This is a genomic window from Pseudomonas sp. NPDC089422 (genome assembly GCF_044749405.1).
Taxonomy (GTDB): domain Bacteria; phylum Pseudomonadota; class Gammaproteobacteria; order Pseudomonadales; family Pseudomonadaceae; genus Aquipseudomonas.
The window spans coordinates 142144-161884 of sequence record NZ_JBIVHW010000014.1 but is presented as its reverse complement, the minus strand read 5'-3'; the positions used below and the strand labels follow the sequence as shown (position 1 = coordinate 161884).

The 19741-nt window shown below is 55.2% G+C and carries 20 protein-coding genes; 15 read left to right on the top strand and 5 right to left on the bottom strand.

Translation table 11 applies throughout. The annotated features are described in order from the left end of the window. Window positions 1-11 precede the first annotated feature (11 nt). Window positions 12-290, bottom strand: coding sequence for a hypothetical protein (locus tag ACIPZ8_RS24005; protein WP_400728470.1), 279 nt, complete (start codon window positions 288-290; stop codon window positions 12-14). Between the two features lie 131 nt (window positions 291-421). On the opposite strand from ACIPZ8_RS24005, the gene ACIPZ8_RS24000 reads away from it, so the two are divergent. Then, window positions 422-763, top strand: a complete 342-nt coding sequence (locus ACIPZ8_RS24000) for a hypothetical protein (RefSeq protein ID WP_400728468.1) — start codon at window positions 422-424, stop codon at window positions 761-763. A 203-nt stretch (window positions 764-966) separates the two neighbouring features. Here the strand turns inward: ACIPZ8_RS24000 and ACIPZ8_RS23995 are convergent, their stop codons facing one another. Continuing rightward, entirely contained in the window at window positions 967-1947 is a 981-nt protein-coding gene (locus ACIPZ8_RS23995; protein WP_400728465.1) for an IS5 family transposase, read from the bottom strand. Between the two features lie 873 nt (window positions 1948-2820). Between ACIPZ8_RS23995 and ACIPZ8_RS23990 the strand changes: the two genes are divergently transcribed. Beyond that, window positions 2821-3261: a hypothetical protein gene (locus ACIPZ8_RS23990; RefSeq protein WP_400728462.1), complete on the top strand. Its 441-nt coding sequence runs from the start codon at window positions 2821-2823 to the stop codon at window positions 3259-3261. A 220-nt stretch (window positions 3262-3481) separates the two neighbouring features. Here ACIPZ8_RS23990 and ACIPZ8_RS23985 read toward each other — a convergent pair whose 3' ends face one another. Beyond that, window positions 3482-4483 (bottom strand): NAD(P)-dependent oxidoreductase, encoded by a 1002-nt coding sequence (locus ACIPZ8_RS23985; protein ID WP_400728459.1) that lies wholly within the window; start codon window positions 4481-4483, stop codon window positions 3482-3484. A 688-nt stretch (window positions 4484-5171) separates the two neighbouring features. On the opposite strand from ACIPZ8_RS23985, the gene ACIPZ8_RS23980 reads away from it, so the two are divergent. Continuing rightward, window positions 5172-5441 carry a c-type cytochrome gene (locus ACIPZ8_RS23980; RefSeq protein WP_400728456.1) on the top strand — a complete coding sequence of 90 codons (270 nt, stop codon included), beginning with the start codon at window positions 5172-5174 and terminating at the stop codon, window positions 5439-5441. A gap of 164 nt (window positions 5442-5605) precedes the next feature. Here ACIPZ8_RS23980 and ACIPZ8_RS23975 read toward each other — a convergent pair whose 3' ends face one another. Together ACIPZ8_RS23975 and ACIPZ8_RS23970 are read right to left on the bottom strand one after the other, a co-directional pair. Beyond that, the gene (locus ACIPZ8_RS23975; protein ID WP_400728454.1) at window positions 5606-6541 is read right to left on the bottom strand and encodes an AraC family transcriptional regulator N-terminal domain-containing protein; all 936 of its coding nucleotides are present in this window, start codon (window positions 6539-6541) and stop codon (window positions 5606-5608) included. 137 nt (window positions 6542-6678) lie between these two features. Then, window positions 6679-7056 (bottom strand): PaaI family thioesterase, encoded by a 378-nt coding sequence (locus ACIPZ8_RS23970; protein ID WP_400728452.1) that lies wholly within the window; start codon window positions 7054-7056, stop codon window positions 6679-6681. Between the two features lie 136 nt (window positions 7057-7192). Here ACIPZ8_RS23970 and ACIPZ8_RS23965 point away from each other — a divergent pair, with 136 nt between their 5' ends. From ACIPZ8_RS23965 to ACIPZ8_RS23910, 12 genes are all read left to right on the top strand, one after another. Then, entirely contained in the window at window positions 7193-7324 is a 132-nt protein-coding gene (locus tag ACIPZ8_RS23965) for a hypothetical protein (protein WP_400728450.1), read from the top strand. A gap of 620 nt (window positions 7325-7944) precedes the next feature. Further along, window positions 7945-9012, top strand: coding sequence for an NAD(P)-dependent alcohol dehydrogenase (locus tag ACIPZ8_RS23960; protein WP_400728447.1), 1068 nt, complete (start codon window positions 7945-7947; stop codon window positions 9010-9012). A gap of 83 nt (window positions 9013-9095) precedes the next feature. Beyond that, window positions 9096-9617 (top strand): nuclear transport factor 2 family protein, encoded by a 522-nt coding sequence (locus ACIPZ8_RS23955; protein ID WP_400728444.1) that lies wholly within the window; start codon window positions 9096-9098, stop codon window positions 9615-9617. Window positions 9618-9671: 54 nt separating this feature from the next. After that, window positions 9672-10508: an oxidoreductase gene (locus ACIPZ8_RS23950; RefSeq protein ID WP_400728510.1), complete on the top strand. Its 837-nt coding sequence runs from the start codon at window positions 9672-9674 to the stop codon at window positions 10506-10508. Window positions 10509-10556: 48 nt separating this feature from the next. Further along, window positions 10557-11531, top strand: a complete 975-nt coding sequence (locus tag ACIPZ8_RS23945) for a DMT family transporter (RefSeq protein ID WP_400728441.1) — start codon at window positions 10557-10559, stop codon at window positions 11529-11531. 377 nt (window positions 11532-11908) lie between these two features. Continuing rightward, complete coding sequence (locus ACIPZ8_RS23940; protein ID WP_400728507.1) at window positions 11909-13129, top strand: OprD family porin; 1221 nt, start codon at window positions 11909-11911, stop codon at window positions 13127-13129. A 313-nt stretch (window positions 13130-13442) separates the two neighbouring features. Then, a complete protein-coding gene (locus ACIPZ8_RS23935) occupies window positions 13443-14348 on the top strand; it encodes a LysR substrate-binding domain-containing protein (protein ID WP_400728439.1) in 906 nt (301 codons plus the stop codon). Between the two features lie 215 nt (window positions 14349-14563). Further along, complete coding sequence (locus tag ACIPZ8_RS23930; RefSeq protein ID WP_400728437.1) at window positions 14564-15049, top strand: (2Fe-2S)-binding protein; 486 nt, start codon at window positions 14564-14566, stop codon at window positions 15047-15049. Further along, window positions 15046-17235, top strand: a complete 2190-nt coding sequence (locus ACIPZ8_RS23925; RefSeq protein ID WP_400728435.1) for a molybdopterin cofactor-binding domain-containing protein — start codon at window positions 15046-15048, stop codon at window positions 17233-17235. Before ACIPZ8_RS23930 ends, ACIPZ8_RS23925 begins: the two co-directional genes overlap by 4 nt. A 247-nt stretch (window positions 17236-17482) precedes the next feature. After that, window positions 17483-17833, top strand: a complete 351-nt coding sequence (locus tag ACIPZ8_RS23920; RefSeq protein ID WP_400728433.1) for a Zn-ribbon domain-containing OB-fold protein — start codon at window positions 17483-17485, stop codon at window positions 17831-17833. Then, the gene (locus ACIPZ8_RS23915) at window positions 17830-18975 is read left to right on the top strand and encodes a thiolase family protein (RefSeq protein WP_400728430.1); all 1146 of its coding nucleotides are present in this window, start codon (window positions 17830-17832) and stop codon (window positions 18973-18975) included. The genes ACIPZ8_RS23920 and ACIPZ8_RS23915 overlap by 4 nt, the downstream gene beginning before the upstream one ends. A 1-nt stretch (window position 18976) precedes the next feature. Beyond that, entirely contained in the window at window positions 18977-19741 is a 765-nt protein-coding gene (locus ACIPZ8_RS23910; protein ID WP_400728427.1) for an SDR family NAD(P)-dependent oxidoreductase, read from the top strand.

Here is a 19741-nt window from a genome sequence, read left to right as displayed (position 1 = left end):
CGATGCTGCGATCAAGCTTCCGACAGCAATGTTCGGCGTTGGTGGATACTACTCAGGATTTTGTAATCACGAATTCGGTCGTTGGAGAGATGACCGGCATCAACCAGGCCACGAATGTAGCCTTCGGCTTTGCCCCGGGCTTCGCGCAGCTCACCTTCAGATGTGCTGCGGCGAATGTCATCAACGATGAGTTGCCAGCGCTGACTCTGGCGAGCACCAATCGGGTCGTCGGAGAAGTCGGGAGCAGTGAGAAGAATTTCGTAGTAGCCAGCAACAGGTGGATTGCTCAATTGCAGCGTTCCTCAAATTGAATCTGCTGCAAGGCTAGCATGCGCACATCTAATCGCTTGTTGCTGGTCAGCCCATAGGTAGGCACCTCGTGTGTAAGCTTCCGAGGGTGTCACAGCATAGGAGGTAAAACATGGTTAAACGGCCAGGGCCGCTTTCCACGTGCAAGGTTGTCGATGTCTCGCCATCAGCCATGCCCAGTACGGTAGTCAAGGCGATGCAGATCGATTTCGATTTGGTGGTAACGGCGTACCTGTCTTCGGTTGAGTATGGGCCGCATGAGCTCTTCCTGAGAGGGGTAGTCTTCGGTGACCGGGAACGGCGTTTTGATGATGGTGATCCCATTCGCACCTCCAACATCGTGACCTACGAAGAGCTCCTGGGCTATGTGATCGCGCGCACCCTCAACAGCACCTACGTAGTGTGCGATTGGGCGGCAGATGGTGCGAGAGGGGGCTCGAAGGCTCAGCACTAGCACCGCCAGCTGAGCTTTTGATCTGGTAGTGAGAGGAATAGCATGAAGGTCACTAGGGATGGTCTGAAGTAGTCATGTATTTCTGGCCGACTTCAGACCCGGCCGATTTTGAAAGCGGAGAATCGATCAAAAGCGATGCTATCATCCGCTCATTGCTGCGTTTTTTAGCCGCCGAGAGCACCTCGCAGCAGCCATTGCCCGCCTTACAGGCGCACCTCTCCTGCAGCGGTCAGTAACTGTCGGCGCGCCATCCACAGGTTCGACAGGGCGAACAGCGTCAGCAGCTGCGCGGTGTTCTTCGCCAGGCCGCGGAAACGCACCTTCACATAACCGAACTGGCGCTTAATCACTCGAAACGGGTGCTCGACCTTGGCGCGCACCTGCGCCTTGGCCTTCTCGATCTTGCGGATCTGCTTGTAGAGCAGGCTGCGCTTGCCGTGTTTCAGGTAGGTACTGCGCCGGGCCGCGACCTGCCAGATGACCTGGCGGCCTTCATGCTCGGGGCGTTTCTCCACGCCGGTGTAGCCGGCATCGGCACAGACGACGTTCTCCTCGCCGTGCAGCAGTCGGTCGACCTGAGTGACATCGGCCACGTTGGCCGCCGTGCCCACCACGCTGTGCACCAGGCCGGACTCGGCATCGGCGCCGATATGCGCCTTCATGCCGAAGTACCATTGATTGCCTTTCTTGGCCTGGTGCATTTCCGGGTCACGCTGGGCGTCCTGGTTCTTGGTCGAGCTCGGCGCATGGATCAGTGTGGCATCGACGATAGTGCCCTGGCGCAGCGACAGGCCGTGATCCCCCAGGTAGCCGTTGATCACGGCCAGAATCCCCGCCGCCAACTCATGCTTCTCCAGCAGACGGCGGAAGTTGAGGATGGTGGTTTCGTCGGGAATGCGCTCCATGCTCAGTCCTGCGAACTGGCGCAGGATGGTGGTCTCGTACAACGCTTCCTCCATCGCCGGATCGCTGTAGCCAAACCAGTTCTGCAGCAGATGCACGCGCAGCATCGCCCTCAGCGGATAGGCCGGACGACCACCTTCACCCTTCGGGTAGTGCGGTTCGATCAGGGCAACCAACCCCTGCCACGGCACCACCTGATCCATCTCGATCAGGAACAATTCCTTGCGGGTCTGCTTGCGCTTGCCGGCGTACTCGGCGTCGGCGAAGGTCATCTGCTTCATCGAAAAACTCGGGCAACGGGATCGGCGCATTTCACCAGATTCGGGGAGTCTTTTTCAGACCATCCCTAGCGAAACCGATTCAGGTATGGTCACAGATGTCATCTGCGACATGTGTGGAGACTCAACACGCGTTGCGGCCGGCGCGCTGCAGTTTGGGACGATGCATGCATCATGGGGCGAGGGCTCCTCACATTGCGGCGAGCAATACGAGTTACACCTGTGCGAGAACTGCTTTTTTGTCCAGGTATCGACCATGCAGCGAACGAGATGGGTTGGAGTGATGTTCGAGGATGAGGGCGATGCCATCCTTAAGAATGATGCCTACGGGAAGGTCAGCAAAAGCAGCAGCCATGACGGCGGCGATGACTGACCGACCTGAGCGGTGATTTAGCTACCATTTACTGAAATGTTGGCTTGGTCAGCTCAGCTCCCAATAGCCTTCGTCTCTTTTCTTTATCCCGGCCCGCTGGAGAGGTAGACCTAATATCCCTGTGTGCCTCAGTGCATCTCGTCGAGGGGGCGTCAGAATTCGCTGAATGAGTATCTCTTACAGCAATCGCCCTGGCTGTGGTTCTACCTGATCAAGATCCCGACTGTCGATCGCGTACTCCATGCTTGCGCCTCTGGATCACATGGTGGTTTCCTGCCAATTGTCGATACAGCGTGTGATGGTCACATCCGATGAAGACACTAAGTGGAGCGAACCATAGACAAGCAGAATCAGGCAAATCGCGAGCAGGTCTCGACTAACTTCAGCACCGCCCCCAGCCGTAGTCTGAACCCATGCAGAAACACACCTGCAACGGGTTAACCAGACGATGCTGATCTGAACGACCCGGCCCTAAATCCTTGATTACGACCGGAGTCACCGCCATGAAAACCATTAGCCAACTGATCGTCGCAGCCACCTTCGCTCTGAGCGCGACCGCATTCGCTGTTCCGAGCAACCAAGAGGTTCTCGTTCATCCTCAAACCACCGAAGAGCAGCAGATTGTTGCGGCAGGTGGCTTGGATCGCACTCCAGGCTTCAAAGTCACAGAAGGCGGTTCGGATCGCACCCCCGGTTTCAAAGTCGCTGAAGGCGGTTCGGATCGCACCCCAGGTTTCAAAGTCGCTGAAGGCGGTTCGGATCGCACCCCAGGTTTCAAAGTCGCTGAAGGCGGTTCGGATCGCACCCCAGGCTTCAAAGTCGCCGAAGGTGGCTCGGATCGCACCCCAGGCTTCAAAGTCGCCGAAGGTGGTTCGGATCGTACCCCTGGCTTCAAAGTCGCTGAAGGCGGTTCGGATCGCACTCTCGATCGTCGCCAGGTATAACTTATAAATATTTATTGGGACATGGTTTAAGCATAAAAAGCCCTGCAGTTCTCGCAGGGCTTTTTATTTTAAATGAGAATGTTCCTTTAAAAGCCTGCCTTATACTGCCATGCGTAATATTCTGACATATGCCAGCAGAGTCTGGCTTTTACGTGTTGCAGGAAGAAATGATGATCTCCGATAGCATCAGCATGAAACGAGTTTTGAATTTTCGTAATTTTCAGCTCTGAATTTTTACTCCCGCCAATCCCTCTAGCACCTCTACAACGTGACTCATGTCCCGTGCCTTATCGTCTTGGCTCATGGCTTGATCATAGAACTGTTTGACAATCGCAGAGGTGAAGGCAGGCGAACCGTTTTTTTCAGCCTCAGCGAGAAACAGGCGAATATCCTTGTGCATCAAGTCCAACCTAAAGCCAAAGTCAAACTTTCGACTTAGAATTGAGTTCGCGATCAAGGTTTCGCTAGTGAAGCTATTAGCCGTACTCACGTTGAGGATATCTAGCATCTGCTTAGCATTTAAACCGGACTTGATACCGAACAATAATGCTTCAGCAGTCCCGACTAGAGTGGAGGCAACGATCATATTATTGACTAGCTTCAAGGTCTGTCCGAGACCTGGCCGATCGCCAATGTGCTCAACCTTTCGACCGAATGCACCGAATACCGGCAAGCATCGAAAATACGCTGATTTGTCGCCCCCGACCATTACCGACAGGGTGCCAGCTTTAGCTCCAATGACGCCGCCAGCAAGTGGAGCATCCAGAGCAGTGATGTTTTTAGTCGCCAAGACTTGGTGTATGTGCCGGGCCATGCTGGGCCCTGTGGTGGAATGATCTACGACGATCCTCACCGCGTTGCCCTCAATCACCCCATCCACGCCTAAAACCACTTGGTCTACCACGTCCGGTGTTGGGACGCAAATCAGTACAATTTGCGCAGCATCAGCAACTTCTTTGGGAGAAGCGTGGCTGCGCGCGCCGCGCTCGAGCAGTGGTGCTAAGGCGCTGGGATTGGGATCGTAAACATTGAGATCGAAACCGTTGACGATTAGATGCGTGGCCATTCTTTGACCCATTGCACCAAGCCCGATGAAGCCAATTTCTTCGCTCATTATTGTTGTCCTTGTTCGATGCCGAGAATGCCTCAGAGGAGCCAGAGCAAAAGGCGGAATCACGTGCGCCTCTGCACATCGCGCCCATGTGCTATGGCCAGATGCCATCCTAGACAGATCGCTAGAGCGACTACAACGCACTTATACGCACTACTAAGTTGAGATTAAATCAAGCATGTTTCAGTACATAACAACTTACGGCCACTGATTACTATTGCCGGTTCGATTTGGCCATCGCTCCTGTGCTATCGCACGGTAAGACTACATCCGAGTGTCATGTCGTGCCGGTGTATTTAACATACGGAGATCAGTCCACAGTTCGCAACGAGCCTTGGGCACGGCTTGCTTGGACGGCTGATCCACACACGCCTATGTAAAACAGGCTAGCCGGTCTTTGTTACATGGGATTGCGCAAGATTTTCTACGATCTGCTCTGAGATTAGATAGTGCTTGCGCTAAAATTATTGAACAATGTTGAAATCTTGCCCTTAGGTCTTTGGGTAATAGCAGCAGTCTAAGTCTCAGCGCACAGCGTATAAGAATCGAGAGTTAGCCTCGCCAGAGCTAAAGTTGGTATACGGTGATGGTGGTGCAGAGGTCATTGACTATAAGTATGAAATCCATTATTTCTGCGCCTTATAACTACCACCTGCTTATAGTCGTTATTTTTTACTTATTGATACAAAAAAAGATATTGCTCCTTCACTTCTTAACTAATATTAGCTAGTCAGTCCTGCTCTAGGGTCAAGGTCATGCAAAAAATCGAATTTGGCATTGCGATTCTCTGTCCTTAGCAGTGCAGATCGCGCAAGCACAGGAAGTAACGAACCTCCTGCAAACTAACGCTTGCACTGCTTGTCACCAAGCAACGACACGCACTGTAGGGCCAGCGTGGAAGGAAATCGCTGATCGTTATCGTGATGGGAGTAAAACCGCAGTACAGCTTAGCGAGAGCATAAAAAATGGGGGGGGTGGTGGGTGGGGGCAAGTTCCAATGCCACCCCAGGCTCAGCTGAGCGAGGCGGATCGTGTCAGCATCGCGGAGTGGATACTCACCAGCAACTAATTTTAACGCAATTAAGAGAACGATGAGGAACAGCTAAGAATTGTGGCTCTGGTTTGGTTCAACAGAGTTTTGACTGAGCCTCCGTGTGAATGCTTCAGGAAAGGTAGCGTAGTTAATCCAGTACAGCTCTCCATTTGTCTGATTCGGTCGCTTGCAAGGCAGAACTATCCTGCTTTCGCCCTTAACCGGGCCATGTCCTTGCTTGGTGAAGCGCCGAAAAGACGGCTATACTCGCGGCTAAACTGCGAAAGGCTTTCATAGCCCATTTTGTAGCCGATCGATGATACGTCACTCTGTTCAGAGAGCAGAAGACGCCGTGCCTCCTGAAGTCGCAATTGCTTCTGGTACTGCAGTGGGCTCATGGCTGTCACCGACTTGAAGCGGTGATGCAAGGCTGAGGTACTTAGGTTGATCAGCTGCGCTAAGTTGTCGATGCTTAAGGGCTCTGCGTAGTGGTTGTTGAGCCATTCGATCGCGCGATTGACGCGATGGGTCTGAGAGTCGGGAATTGCTATCTCGTGCAAGCGTTGACCCTGCTGTCCCCGCAAAAGTCGATAGTAAATTTCTTGCAAGGCAAAAGGGGCGAGGGCGGCAATGTCATCTGGCGTCTCCAACAGACGTAACAACCGCAGAGCAGCGTCCAATAGCGATACATCAGTACGCTCAAGAAACAGCCCTCGCTCGCCGTCGCGCGGAACAGGCACTCCGATTGGGCTCACATCGGCGATCAAGCGGCAAAGCTGAGCCGGATCGATGTCGAGACGTATACAGAGATAAGGCTGTTCGGCGCTGGCCTCAATAACCTTGCCCACGATAGGCAGGGTGACCGATACCACCAGATAATTGAGTGGGTCGTAGATGTAGGTTTCGTTGGCCAACCGCACTTCTTTACGCCCATCGATGACTACACACAGTGCAGGCTTATGCACCTGATGTAGGTCTTCAGTAGGGTAGTCACTACGGATCAGGTGCAGATCCTTGATCGCTGTTTGGTGAATGCCAAAGCCTGGGGCAAATTTCTTTATCAAGGTCGCCAGTTCGGCGCGCCTCAGGTCGATAGCGTCCGGAAGCTGCAGATCAGCTGAGGTAGAGGAAGACATGCTGGTCACTCTCCTTGGCCTAGGTTGGATCGCAATAGTTAAGCCGATTATGGAGGCGTCGGCTAGTACAGCTGTGTCACACGATCTTGCAAAATCCACCCGTGCTGAGCGTCCGTTCTCTGGGTTACTGAGCAGGCTCATCGACGCTTGAATGTCCCTTGGGCAGTCGCCAGCAGTTCTCCTTGGCTAGATGTAAGCGTGCCCTGGGCGAAATAGAGGCTGTAGCCGCTCCGCGTTACTGTCCCATTGGCAATCACGGTACCTTCACGCGCTGCACTCAAGTAGGAAATGTTCAGCATGACCGTCACGCCATGAACCTCCTCCTCATGCTCAGATGCGTGAAGGCCGGCATAACCACAAGCTGCATCCAGCAACGTAGCGACCAGTCCACCGTGCAGCATGCCTTGCCGGTTGAGATGCCGGGCCTGAATGGGCATGCGAAATTCGGCCTCCCCATCAACCCAGGAAACCAATTCGACACCGAGGCTTTCCAAAAAAGGGTTGTTCAACTGCATCTGCTTTTCCTCGTCTAAATGGCACCGCTACGGCTTTTCAATCAGGGGGAGCTTCGACCTCAAGGCTCTGAAAATACTGTTGAGTCTGAAAAGCCTTGGCAAGTGATATAAATAGCGCTTCGCTTGAGGAAATCTGATGCTGGCTTTCATACGCGGCTTCAAGGTGGAACCTTGGGAGGGGAAACGCAGCGACCTCAACATGGCGCGCAAGCGCCGGCGTTGCGAGGACATGAGCGAACACTCGCGTGGCAGACGCCTGATTTTGTGATCGCTGAGCGGGGCATCGCCACTTTGCTCCGGTTGCCACTGGGGCTTTGGATGTGCCACATAGGGTTGGTTTATCGTGCTCGGCATTCTAGGCCTGACGTGTCTGTGAAAATATGCAGGGCCCCGACTGAGTTTTTGCAGGCGCAAAAATTTGTAATGCAATGTTTCTTCAGCGCCTGCTCAAGAGCGCGTGCTAACTCTTCAACAGAAGATTTTTCTTTCATATTCATGTAATAAGCAGTGCTTCGAGAGTAGCCGGCCGGGATCCAATTCAAGCAAGACTTTGATTATCAATGCAGTTTCTAAACATCGACTTACGGGGTAGGTTCTGGGCACCAGCAAACCTGCCATTGTGAAATTTTCCTTCAAGCCCCTTGTTTGAAAACGCGATAATCAACGGCGCTGGGGCGTTTTGTTGAATAATTTCAATTATTTTCACGTGTTATCTAGCGATTCAGATCACATTTCGATCGTTTGGCCGGACAAAATGTACTGTGCTAGACCTTCAAGCTCACGTGCATTTGCAGTGGGTACAGGGAGTCCATGAGGCTACCTTGTTCTGTTCGCCTATCACCCCACCACCATGTGCACCCGCTTGCCTACAGACGGTGGAGATTGGTTATGAAAATGCGCGCAGCCCGAATGCACGGCTACAAACAACCGCTTGTCATCGAGGAAGTTGACGTACCGGATATCCTTCCAACAGAAGTACTTGTTCGTGTCGAAGCAGCAGGGATGTGCAGAACAGACTTTCAATTGGTCGATGGCTATTTCACAGCGCTGAATCTCCCTTTCCCAGCGACCCCAGGTCATGAAATTGCGGGCTCCATTGCAGCCGTAGGTACTAGTGTGCCTGCAGCTTCCGGCCTTGCTAAAGGTGACCAGGTCGTGGTGGTCGGTGGTTGGGGCTGCGGAGAATGCGACCAGTGCCGTGTAGGTAACCACCAGATCTGCGGTAATGGACGCTGGCCAGGGTTCGGTCTGTATGGCGGTTATGGCGAATATGTTCCGGTGCCCTATCAGTGGCTGATCCGACTGGGCAGTGAGAGCAACCTAAAGCCGGAGGAGTTGGCGCCGCTGACCGATGCCGGTCTGACGCCGTACCGTGGCATTAAGAAACTACAGCAGGCTGGGGTGTTGGGCCCCAACAGCATCCTTGCGGTTAACGGCCTCGGGGGCCTTGGAATGTACGCGGTTCAGTACGCAAAACTGCTGTCTGGTGGCTCCGTTGTGGTGGCCTTAGCACGCAGCGATGAGAAATTGGCGATCGCCAAGGAGTTTGGCGCCGATGTGACTATCAATGTCAAAGGGAAAAGCTTGGAGCAGGTTCGCAAAGATCTGATACGGGAGACTGGGCGGGGAGAGTTCAATGCCGTCATCGACTGCTCTGGGGCAGAGGAAAGTATTCGCCTTGGCACAGGCATGCTCGCTACCAGCGGGGCGTATTGTTCAGTGGGGCTAGTTGGCAATCGCATCGACATTCCGCTGTTTCCGCTCGTGGCACGCGAGTACACCTACTACGGCTCATTCTGGGGTAACTACGTTGATCTCAGCGAGGTGATAGAGCTTGCCAAGAAGGGCCAGATCAAACACCAAATCAACATCGTGAAGTTCGAAGATGTAAACGACTGCCTGGATCGACTGCGAGATTCTGACTTCGTGGGCAGGGCCGTCCTGACGTACAAGTGAGGCGATGACATCGGACGCTGCCGAGCGACGTGCTGGGCAGCGTCTGAGTGTGATTAACAGAATGACACGACGAGGACTGAGTGATGAAAACCATGACGTGTTCCTTTCGAAGGGAGCTTCTGGTTGTTGCCTGGGCTGCGTTTGGTCTGTTGTTCGTGAACTCGATCAACGTGGTGCAGGCGCAGCAGTCCGGGATGGACAAGTCAAACAATACGGCCCTGATTCAACAAGCCTTCAATGCATGGGCTGCTGGCACTGGTGGGCCCTATGACTTGCTTGCGGATGATGCTACCTGGACGATCACTGGCAACTCCCGCGCGTCGAAAACTTACAAAAATCGGGAAGCATTCATGAGCGAAGTCATTCGCCCCTTCAATGCGCGGATGAGCGAACGCCTCAAACCAAAAATCACCCGGATTTACGAAGACAAAGGGACAGTGATTGTCCTCTTTGATGCAAGCGGTACTGCCAAAGACGGGAAACCTTACTCCAACACCTATGCCTGGTTCCTCGACATGCGCGAGGGAAAAATTGTGAAGTCGACAGCCTTCTTTGATTCCGTAGCATTCAATGAATTGTGGAGTCGGGTTCAACCAACCCCATAGCCCAAGGCTCCGAGCTTTCCAATCGGCATGAAAAACGCCTTCAAGGGGAAGACGATGAAAACTTGGTTTATCACCGGAGCGTCCCGCGGCTTTGGAGCCAGGGTCGCTGAACTCGCACTTGAGAAGGGTGAGAATGTCGTTGCCACCGCGCGTAACACGGCGGCCTTGATCAAACGGCTAGGCATTCGCCCGAATTTGCTGCCACTCCCGCTAGATGTCACGGACGAAGCTCAGGCACGAGCGGCGGCAGAGCATGCTGTTCACAGGTTTGGTCGCATTGATGTCCTGGTGAACAACGCCGGGTTTGGGCTGGTCGGTGCCGTGGAGGAGGCAACGACAGATGAGGTGGAACGACTTTTTAGAACCAATGTGTTCGGCGTACTTTGGGTCACCCAAGCAGTGTTGCCGTACATGCGCGCTCAGCGCTCCGGGCGCATTCTGAACATTTCGTCGGTTGGAGGGTATCGAGGTGGAGCCGGTTTCGGTGTCTACTGCGCCTCGAAGTTTGCAGTGGAAGGGCTGACGGAAGCGCTGTACCAAGAGCTGGCTCCGTTGGGTATCCATGCAACCGTGATCGAGCCTGGATATTTCAGAACTGACTTCCTCGACTCGATATCGCTCGCAATGAGCCGTGCGCACATCGAAGACTACGCCAGTACTGTCGGGGCTGTTCGCAACCGCGTCGCTAATATGAACCACATACAGCCGGGTGATCCAGATCGCCTCGCACAGGTGATTGTGGAATTCTCTGACGCCCCCAATCCTCCAGTTCGCTTGCCCTTGGGCAGCGATACTGTTTCTGCAATTGAAACCAAAAATGCTGCAGTTGCAGACATCCTGGCCCGCTGGCGGCATGTGTCAGTGTCGACAGATTTCCCGAAATCCGATTGAGACCCACTGGGATCCCCCGGCGCCCGTCGGCCCGTGAGGGAAGCACCAGTGCAAGACAACTTCCCGGCGCTCAGCGTCATTGAGGGGAACATGAAAGCTGACGTGGTGGCGCACTCATCGCAGGCCAGGCGTGAGCGCTATGGGCTTGCTTTCGGGATGTTCGCTGCCGTGATTTGGGGCGGCTACCTGGCCGTAACGCGGCAAGGCATATCGGCTGGCCTGACAGCTGAAGACCTATCCTTTCTCCGCTATTCGACGGCAGGCATCATCATGTTGCCATGGATTTGTCGACATCAGCCCTTGCAGCTTGCCGGCATTGGCTGGGTTAAGGGCTCAGTCCTTGCGCTACTTGCAGGCCCGCCGTTTGTGCTGGTCGGAGCGTCTGGATTTAACTATGCGCCGCTTGCGCATAGTGCAGTGATCCAGCTTGGGACGTTGACGCTGATGGGGATCGCCTTGTCGGTGATCATCACCCGCGAGCGAACTTCGAAGCGACGTCTAGCGGGGGTGGCGATCATCATCACAGGTCTTGCCGTGACCGCAGGGCCCGCATTGTTAGATGGCAGCTCAGACGCGTGGAAGGGGGATTTGCTGTTCGCAACGGCGGGCAGCATGTGGGCGTTATTTACCGTGCTTCAACTGCGTTGGAGGATTGCCCCCATGGCTGCTACAGCAGTGGTTTCGGTGCTTTCGGGGTTGATCTACTCGCCGTTTTATCTAGCCACACATGGGCTTTTCAACCTGATGCGGGTCGATACCTCAATGCTGATCCAGCAAGCGTTCGTACTAGGTGTCTTGTCGGGTGTGGTGGCGTTGTTCACGTTCTCTCGGACGGTCGAATACTTAGGCGCTGCGCGAGCCTCGTTGTTTCCAGCATTTGCTCCAGCGATAGCCATTTTGATTGGCATCCCTCTCACCAAGGAAATTCCGACGCTTTGGCAGATGGTCGGCCTGGTGATTCTCTCGGCAGGCCTGCTGTTGGCGATCCAGATTACTCATGCGGGCCGCCACACTCCTGACTGAACGAAGACGCTGGAAATGACCTGCTTCTAGTACCTGTATTGCGTCACAGCAATAGGGGGTAACGCCTGCCTAAGGACTTTGGATTTCGTGCTCTGATACCGGTGGCGACCCTCAGTAGGCGTTCGCCGTAGGGTCGCATTGATAAAAACTCAGCCGTGACGACCCTTTTAATCGATTGTCACTGGGTTTGGCCGGTTTCTACGATCAGCTCCGCACACTGCGATCCGGTAATCGCTCCGGACACAACAAGAATAAGAGAGCTCCTCATGAAATTGTCCCATTCGATCGACCAGATCAACGAATCCTCGTGCCCGCATCTCCCGGTTTTTAAAACTCGTCATCCTGCTCCACACGCCTGGTCACTCCTAATCTGCAGCATGGTAGCGGGGGCTCCGCTCAGCGCCAGCGCAGACTTTATCGGTGACAGCAAGGCCAGCCTGGAAACCCGGAACTACTACTTCAACCGCGACTTTAGGCAAGTAGGCGCAGCGCAAAACAAGACTGAAGAATGGGCACAAGGCCTGATCTTGCGCTATGAGTCGGGGTACACGCGAGGGCCAGTAGGAGTCGGTGTCGATGCCATAGGCTTGTTGGGCATCAAGCTAGACTCCAGCCCTGATCGCACGGGCACTGGGCTACTCAAATCTGACCGAGAGGCGCCGCACCGGGCACAGGACGAGTACGGTGAAGTAGGCGTGACAGGAAAAATTAAGGTGTCCGACAACACCTTGAAGGTCGGTACATTGATCCCGAAATTGCCGGTGGCATTCTCCAATGACAGTCGACTGTTGCCACAGACATTTCGGGGCGGCTGGTTGAACAGTACGGAGATCGACAATCTGTCTGTGGATCTGGGGAGGCTTGACCGAGTAAACCTGCGCAACTCTTCTGATTACGAGGCGATGGCTGTCTACAACGGGGTGTCACGCAACATTCGACTCGGACGGCATCTGGACAGCGAGAAATTTAACTTCGGTGGTGCCACCTACAAGTGGTCACCCGACCTGAGCACCAGCTACTACTACGGTGGACTGGAGGACATCTACAAGCAGCACTACCTGACCCTAAACCATGTGTGGAACGTAACGAAAGGTCAGGCATTGAAGTCGGATGTACGCTTTGCACGCAGTGTCGACGATGGTGAAAGCAACGTCGATAACCGAGCACTGCAGGCAATGTTCACCTACAGCCTGGGAGGCCATGCATTCGGTCTTGGATACCAGCGAATGGATGGTGACACCGGCTTCGCCAATATCAACGGTACTGACGCGTATCTGGTCAACCTGGTACAGATCAACGACTTTGGCAATCAGGACGAGAAGTCGTGGCAGGCCCGCTATGACTACAACTTCGCAGCCCTGGGTATCCCAGGGTTGACGTTCATGACGCGCTACATCTCGGGCGATGACGTCGTAGTGCGGGGCAGGAGTGGGGCAGGTAAGGAATGGGAGCGAGACAGCGAGTTGGGCTATGTGATTCAGAGCGGCCCCCTGAAGAACCTTGGTATACGCTGGAAGAACGCCAGTATGCGAAGTAATTTCACCAGCGACATCGACGAGAACCGCCTGATTCTGACCTACACCGTGGCGTTGTGGTGATGATTTTACCACGGTAAGTGCGCGGCCAGCTCGGCCCACTCAGTGTTACTTGGGGGCGTCAGAGCACGTCGACGTCCTTCTACCTCAACAGGCATACCGTTGCCTGAGTAAAGGCCGCCTCTGGGCGGCCTTTATCTTATTGGGCGCGCCGAAGCCACCTCATCTGTGAAGTCACTGGGTTGAGTATTTCTAAGGTCAGTCGTCCATTTTCTTCGCTTGTCGGGCAGGTGCTCCAGACGGATCTTTGCAATCAAAAGCCTTCTTGGTTCCTAAGTTGAGCTGCAGTCGCCAGCAAGGCGTTCGGAGAGCGGTTATGCGCCAAGATCAACTTGATGGTCTGGTGACCTTTGTACAGGTAGCGCGGCAGCGGAGTTTCACTTCGGCTTCACACCAATTGGGTGTATCGCCGTCGGCTGTCAGCCAAGTGGTGAGAGGCCTCGAGCACAGGCTTGGGGTGGTGTTGTTCAAACGCACGACCCGTAGTGTCAGATTGACCGAGGCGGGGGGACGCTTTCTCAAGCAGATCGAGCCCTTGGTGGAGGAGCTAGTAAAAGCGTCACAAGATATTGCAGACAGCGCCAGCGTGCCTTCCGGAGAACTGCGTTTGGTCGCGACAACATCGGCTTACATGACCATCCTGCGACCTGCACTTGGCAGCTTTCTTGAGCAGTATCCTGCCATTGAGGTTGAGGTCATTTTGCATGAATCCAGGATCGATTTGGTTCTGGAGGGTTTTGACGCTGGCTTTGGTTTGCACACCCAAGTCGAACGGGATCTTGTCGCCGTGAGCGTCGGTTCCTCCCTGAGGATGGGGGCCTTTGCGTCACCAGCTTACCTATCTCGTCGACCTGCGCCAGATCACCCGGATGACCTGCATCGTCATGAATGCATTGGCTATCGCCAATCTGAAAGCGGCGCCCTAGAGCGTTGGGCATTCGACAATGGCCAGGAAACCATTCAAGTAAGGGTCAAAAGCCGCTTGATTTACAGTAATCCCGTTGCCTTGACACAAGCTGCGGTGGACGGTTTTGGCATTGCCTACATGGCTGACGGTCATTTGGACGCGCTACTGCAAGAAGGGAAGTTGGCACGTGTATTAGCCGACTGGAGCCTGCCAGCTTCACCTTATATGTTGTACTTCCCTGACCGGAGAAGCATCTCCAAGCGACTACGCCTACTCATTGATCATTTGCGTCGAAGCGATGCCATAGGGAACTAACCGACTAGTTACCTTTGGTGCCGGACGCCTTGTCCACTTCGTCAGTTTTCAGTTTTCCTTCAAGGGCTATGCAGTAAAACGCGCCAATTCTGAAGAGCAAACTCTCTACGCTTGGGAGGGGAGAATTGCCCGGAGGCTTTGGTGCGGCTTAAAGGATGTTATCTCGGTCGCCCTCCCGCACAGATGGTTCACTACTGAATGGGTCAGGAGGTCGCATGAGCCAAACTCTCAACATCAATGGTATCGCTCATGAAGTGGACGTCGACCCCGACACGCCGCTGTTGTGGGTGTTGCGCGATGTTCTTGGAATGACAGGTACCAAGTTCGGGTGTGGGATGGCGCTCTGTGGGGCCTGCACCGTCCATATGAACGGCACAGCCATACGCTCATGCATGATGCCTGTCAGCGCCTTGGTATCAGCACAGATCACCACAATTGAGGGGGTAGGTGCGACCGAGGTCGGGAAGCGCGTACAGGCGGCCTGGCTGGCTCAAGAAGTGGTTCAATGTGGGTACTGCCAGTCAGGGCAGATCATGTCTGCCACTGCATTGCTGACCAGCAACCCAAAGCCGGACGACCAGACCATTGATGGTGCGATGGCGGGGAATATTTGCCGCTGTGGTACCTACGTGCGAATTCGTGAGGCGATCAAGGTTGCGTCTGGTCAGTCTGGACAGAGCACAACGGAGCAGCGCTCATGAACACGCCCGCCTCTTTGTCGCCACAAGACCCTTCACAGAAATCTGTTGGGCTTAGTCGGCGCAGCTTCATCATGGCAGGCGCTGCCCTCGGCGGTGGCTTGTTGATCAGTTTCTCACTGCCAATTTCAATGCGGGGCGCGTTCGCGCAGGGCGCAGAATTCTCTCCTAATGCCTATATTCGAGTTGATCGCGAGGGACGGGTTTTCCTGACTATTCAACCGGTCGAAATGGGGCAGGGTACCTACACCTCCATGCCGGCGCTGATCGCTGAAGAGCTCGAGGTCGGTCTCGATCAGGTTGTGATAGAGCATGCGCCCGCTGACGATAAGCGCTACGCCAACCCGATGCTGGGGTTCCAGGTAACGGGCGGTTCCACATCGGTACCTGCAAACTGGAAGCCGCTCCGCGAAGCAGGCGCGATTGCGCGGGCTCTACTCATCACCGCTGCGGCGAATCAATGGGGCGTTCCAGCCAGCAGTTGTAAGGCTGACAAGGGCGTCGTCTCGCATCCAGAGAGCGGGAAGCGCGCCGGATATGGAGAGTTGGCAGATGCAGCGGCGCAACTGCCAATGCCAGAGACTGTCGCGCTGAAGGATCCGCGGGAGTTCAAGCTGATTGGGACACCCGCTAAGCGTACCGACACGCCTGACAAGGTCAACGGTAAAGCTGTCTTCGGCATCGATGCTCGCCCGGAAGGTGTGAAGGTAGCAGCGGTGATGCTGTGCCCCATCGTAGGAGGAACTCTGGACTCTGTTGACCCTGCACCGGCGATGGCGGTGAAGGGTGTTCGCCAGGTGTTGCGCACCGATAATTCAGTGGCAGTAGTTGCCGACCATATGGGGGCTGCGCGTAAGGCCTTGGCGATGCTGCAGGTCAAATGGAATGGCGGTGAGAATGCCAACGTCTCGAGTGAGTCGATGCTCAAGAACATCATGGCAGCGTCAATGGAGCCAGGACTTGAAGTGCAAAACGAAGGTAACGTCAAAGAGGCGCTTGCCAAATCAGCAAAAAAAATCGAGGCGATCTATCAAATACCGTTCCTGGCTCATGCGTGCCTTGAGCCTGTCAACTGTACCGTGCATGTCCGCAAGGATGGCTGTGACCTGTGGCTAGGGATTCAGGTACCGGCGAGGGCTAAGGCCGTAGCCGCGAAAATCACCGGGCTGCCGGAAGAGTCGGTACAGGTGCACAACCACCTTATCGGTGGAGGCTTTGGCAGACGACTGGAGGTCGATTTCGTCGAGGATGCAGTGAAGCTCGCTCGCCAGGTTGATTATCCCTTGAAAGTCATTTGGTCTCGAGAGGAGGACACGCGTCATAGCACCCTACGACCGTTCCACTACAACCACCTCAGTGCAGGCTTGGACGACAAGGGAAAACCGATTGCCTGGACGCACAAGGTGACTGGCGGCTCGATACTTGCGCGCTGGTTACCGGCTGCATTTACCGATGGTATTGACCGCGACGCCATTCGTGATGCCAGCGGCCCTTACGCATTCCCCGCGCTGAGCGTGCACTACGTTCGCCACGAACCACCTAAGGGCATTACGCCGGCGTTCTGGCGTGGGGTAGGGCACACTCAAAACGCATTCATGGTTGAGGGACTGCTTGATGAGTTAATACAGCTCAGCGGCTCTGACCCGTTTGAGTATCGCTATCCCCTTCTTGAGAAGCATCCACGGGCAGTCAAGGTGCTGCAGATGCTGAGGGAAAAGTCTGGGTGGGATACGCCTGTCGCCCCTGGACATGGCCGTGGTCTCGCCCTGACCTCGTGCTTCAGTACCTACGCCGCCCAGGTAGCGGAGGTCAGCGTCAGTCCCAGTGGTGAGGTACGCGTGCACAAGGTCTTTACCGTGGTGGATTGTGGCATTGCGATCAACCCTGACAGCGTTGTGGCACAGGTGCAGGGCGGGACGATTTTCGGCTTGAGCGCTGTACTGTTTGGCAACATCACGTTTAAGGATGGAAGGGTCGAGCAAGGTAATTTCGACACCTACCGTGTCTTGCGCATCAATGAAACGCCACAAATCGAAACATGGCGAGTTGAGAGTGATGAGTCTCCTGGTGGTTTGGGAGAAGTGTCGACGGTGACCATCGCGCCGGCTGTGGTAAATGCAATTTATGCCGCTACTGGCAAACGGCTGCGCACCTTACCGATTGATCCGGCAGCTCTGAAAAAGGCTTGAGAAAGACGACTGGGTGCCCGCCGCCCTGGCATTGGCGGGCACCTGGTAGGGGATTAACACAGAGCTCCTAACATGAAGTTTTTGAAGTGGTGGTGCGGGTTCGTTTGGTGCGGGTCTCGTTGCGACATGCGGTTTGAATTTTTCTCAAACCAAAGGCGTCTTTATATCGTTTGTCGGGCTTCCCCGGACTGTTGAACATGGCCTCCACGGCGCCGCGATCGCGGCATCTGTTACTGGAGGTCGAACAATGAATACATCCCTTTGGAGCAGCCAGGCACCCTCGAGGTTGCTCGCATCCCGTCATCGTGTATCGGGTGATCTGGTTTTCCCGCCTGTCTCTGCCCACTCGCCGCTGGCTGAACAGTACGACGCGGTCGTCCTGGCCAACGAAGGTTGGATTTACAGCTACACCATCATCAATCCAAGCCCCAAGAGCGGGCTGCAGCCGTTTGCCCTTGGTTATGTGGACATGCCTGGCCCAGTGCGGTTGTTCGGTCGTGTGAACGGCCCACGACGCCCTGAGATCGGCGATGTTTGCCGGGTGTTGCCGGACGAAACCTTTGGCTATGTGTTTGAATTGGTGGAGGATGCGCAATGACAGCCATGCACGTTATGGGCGGGGCGATGACCCGCTTTGGTAAGCACCCAGGGGTGAAAGCCCCGGAGCTCGCTCAGCAGGCGATTCTGGCTGCCGTAGCCGATGCCGGTATTGAGCTCAAGGATGTTCAGGCGATCTATTGCGCCAACGTTCTGGGTGGAATGATTCTGGGTCAAGTGATCTTACGTGACCTCGGTCTGGCAGGGATCCCGGTTTACAACATTGAGAATGCTTGCGCCAGTGGCGCCACCGCCGTACACCTGGCGCGCCACGCACTGGTCGCTGAGCAGTACGACACTGTTCTGGTCTTTGGTATCGAGCAGCTGACCCAACTGGGCGGCGGCACCATTCCAATGCAGCGCAATGATGAGAAAACCGACTTGTTCGCCCAAGCCGGCATGGTACTGCCAGCAGTGTACGCAATGCGCGCCACTCGTTTCCTTCACGAGCGTGATGCACAGCCAGCTGATCTCGCTGCGATTGCTGTGAAGAACCGTTACCACGGCTCGCTGAATGAGTATGCGCAGCAACAAACTACCGTGACCCTGGAAGAAGTACTGGCTTCGCGCATGATTGCGGATCCACTGACGCTGCTGCAGTGCTGCCCATCGCAAGTAGACGGCGCCGCTGCACTTGTGCTGAGCAAACGTGCTGGCCCTCACGCCAAAGATGTGTGTGTCCTTGGCTCCACCGTCGTTTCCGGTCTGGTAGAAGGTGCGCGTGACGACATCCTGGATGCGGAAATTACTGCACGTGCTGCTCGCCAAGCTTACGAGCAGGCTGGCATCGATCCGCGCGATATCGGTGTAGTCGAACTGCATGACGCCTTCACCATCGCTGAGTTGCTGTACTACGAAGCCCTCGGTCTGGCACCGCACGGAGAAGCCGTAGCCCTGCTTAAATCCGGCGCTACCCAAATCGGTGGGCGTGTACCGGTCAACCCAAGCGGCGGCTTGCTCGCCAAGGGCCATCCACTGGGTGCAACGGGTGTAGCGCAAATGGTCGAACTGATGTGGCAATTGCAAGGCCGCGCCGGAAAACGCCAGGCCAATGCTCCACGTATTGGCGTAGCGCAATGCACCGGCGGTGGGATTGCCGGGGTTGACCATGCGGCGTCGTCCGTGCACGTACTGGGGGTGTGATATGTCGGCACAACGTTTTCATAGCGGCCAAGTGGCAGCTGTTACTGGCGCTGCTCGTGGCATCGGCTTGCGTATTGCTCAACGTCTGGCAGAGTCGGGCGTCACCACCTACCTGCTGGATCGCGATGAGCAGGTGCTGAATGAAGCTGTCGAGCGCCTCACTGCTGAAGGCCTGCGCGTATATGGCATTGCCCTGGATCTGACCGAGGCCGTCGCAGTAGACCGTGCTTTCGCGCAAATCGGCAAAACCCATGGTGCCCTGGACTTCCTAGTGAACAATGCTGGAGTAGTGCGCGATAAACGCTTCCTGAAAATGACTGAGGAAGACTGGGATCTGGTGGTGAACACCAACCTGCGCGCGCAGTTCCTTTGTTGCAAAGCTGCATTGCCATTGATGCTGGATCGCAGCTTCGGCCGAATCGTCAACTTGTCCTCGCGTGCGTGGCTGGGTGGTTTCGGCCAGGCTAACTATTCAGCCGCCAAAGGCGGTGTGGTTAGTCTGACCCGTAGCCTGGCGATCGAGTTCGCGGCCAAGGGCATCACGGTCAACACCATTGCTCCGGGGATCGTTGATACGCCCCTGTTCCAGAGCTTTGACGAGGCGGTTCAAGCGCGGCTGAAGGATACCGTCCCGGTCAAGCGTATCGGTACTCCGGACGATATCGCCAACGCGGTGGAATTCTTCCTCGACCCGGCAAGTAGCTACATTACCGGTCAAACCTTGTACGTCTGCGGTGGACGAAGCCTGTCTTCGGCCAGCGTCTGA

Coding starts and splice junctions, on each gene's coding strand:
- ACIPZ8_RS23935 (WP_400728439.1), top strand. CDS start 13,443: ATGCGCCAAGATCAACTTGATGGTCTGGTGACCTTTGTACAGGTAGCG.
- ACIPZ8_RS23970 (WP_400728452.1), bottom strand. CDS start 7,056: ATGCAGTTGAACAACCCTTTTTTGGAAAGCCTCGGTGTCGAATTGGTT.
- ACIPZ8_RS23930 (WP_400728437.1), top strand. CDS start 14,564: ATGAGCCAAACTCTCAACATCAATGGTATCGCTCATGAAGTGGACGTC.
- ACIPZ8_RS23910 (WP_400728427.1), top strand. CDS start 18,977: ATGTCGGCACAACGTTTTCATAGCGGCCAAGTGGCAGCTGTTACTGGC.
- ACIPZ8_RS23995 (WP_400728465.1), bottom strand. CDS start 1,947: ATGAAGCAGATGACCTTCGCCGACGCCGAGTACGCCGGCAAGCGCAAG.
- ACIPZ8_RS23940 (WP_400728507.1), top strand. CDS start 11,909: ATGGTAGCGGGGGCTCCGCTCAGCGCCAGCGCAGACTTTATCGGTGAC.
- ACIPZ8_RS23955 (WP_400728444.1), top strand. CDS start 9,096: ATGAAAACCATGACGTGTTCCTTTCGAAGGGAGCTTCTGGTTGTTGCC.
- ACIPZ8_RS23960 (WP_400728447.1), top strand. CDS start 7,945: ATGAAAATGCGCGCAGCCCGAATGCACGGCTACAAACAACCGCTTGTC.
- ACIPZ8_RS23985 (WP_400728459.1), bottom strand. CDS start 4,483: ATGGCATCTGGCCATAGCACATGGGCGCGATGTGCAGAGGCGCACGTG.
- ACIPZ8_RS23915 (WP_400728430.1), top strand. CDS start 17,830: ATGACAGCCATGCACGTTATGGGCGGGGCGATGACCCGCTTTGGTAAG.
- ACIPZ8_RS23965 (WP_400728450.1), top strand. CDS start 7,193: ATGCTGGCTTTCATACGCGGCTTCAAGGTGGAACCTTGGGAGGGGAAA.
- ACIPZ8_RS23950 (WP_400728510.1), top strand. CDS start 9,672: ATGAAAACTTGGTTTATCACCGGAGCGTCCCGCGGCTTTGGAGCCAGG.
- ACIPZ8_RS24000 (WP_400728468.1), top strand. CDS start 422: ATGGTTAAACGGCCAGGGCCGCTTTCCACGTGCAAGGTTGTCGATGTC.
- ACIPZ8_RS23925 (WP_400728435.1), top strand. CDS start 15,046: ATGAACACGCCCGCCTCTTTGTCGCCACAAGACCCTTCACAGAAATCT.
- ACIPZ8_RS23975 (WP_400728454.1), bottom strand. CDS start 6,541: ATGTCTTCCTCTACCTCAGCTGATCTGCAGCTTCCGGACGCTATCGAC.
- ACIPZ8_RS23920 (WP_400728433.1), top strand. CDS start 17,483: ATGAATACATCCCTTTGGAGCAGCCAGGCACCCTCGAGGTTGCTCGCA.
- ACIPZ8_RS23990 (WP_400728462.1), top strand. CDS start 2,821: ATGAAAACCATTAGCCAACTGATCGTCGCAGCCACCTTCGCTCTGAGC.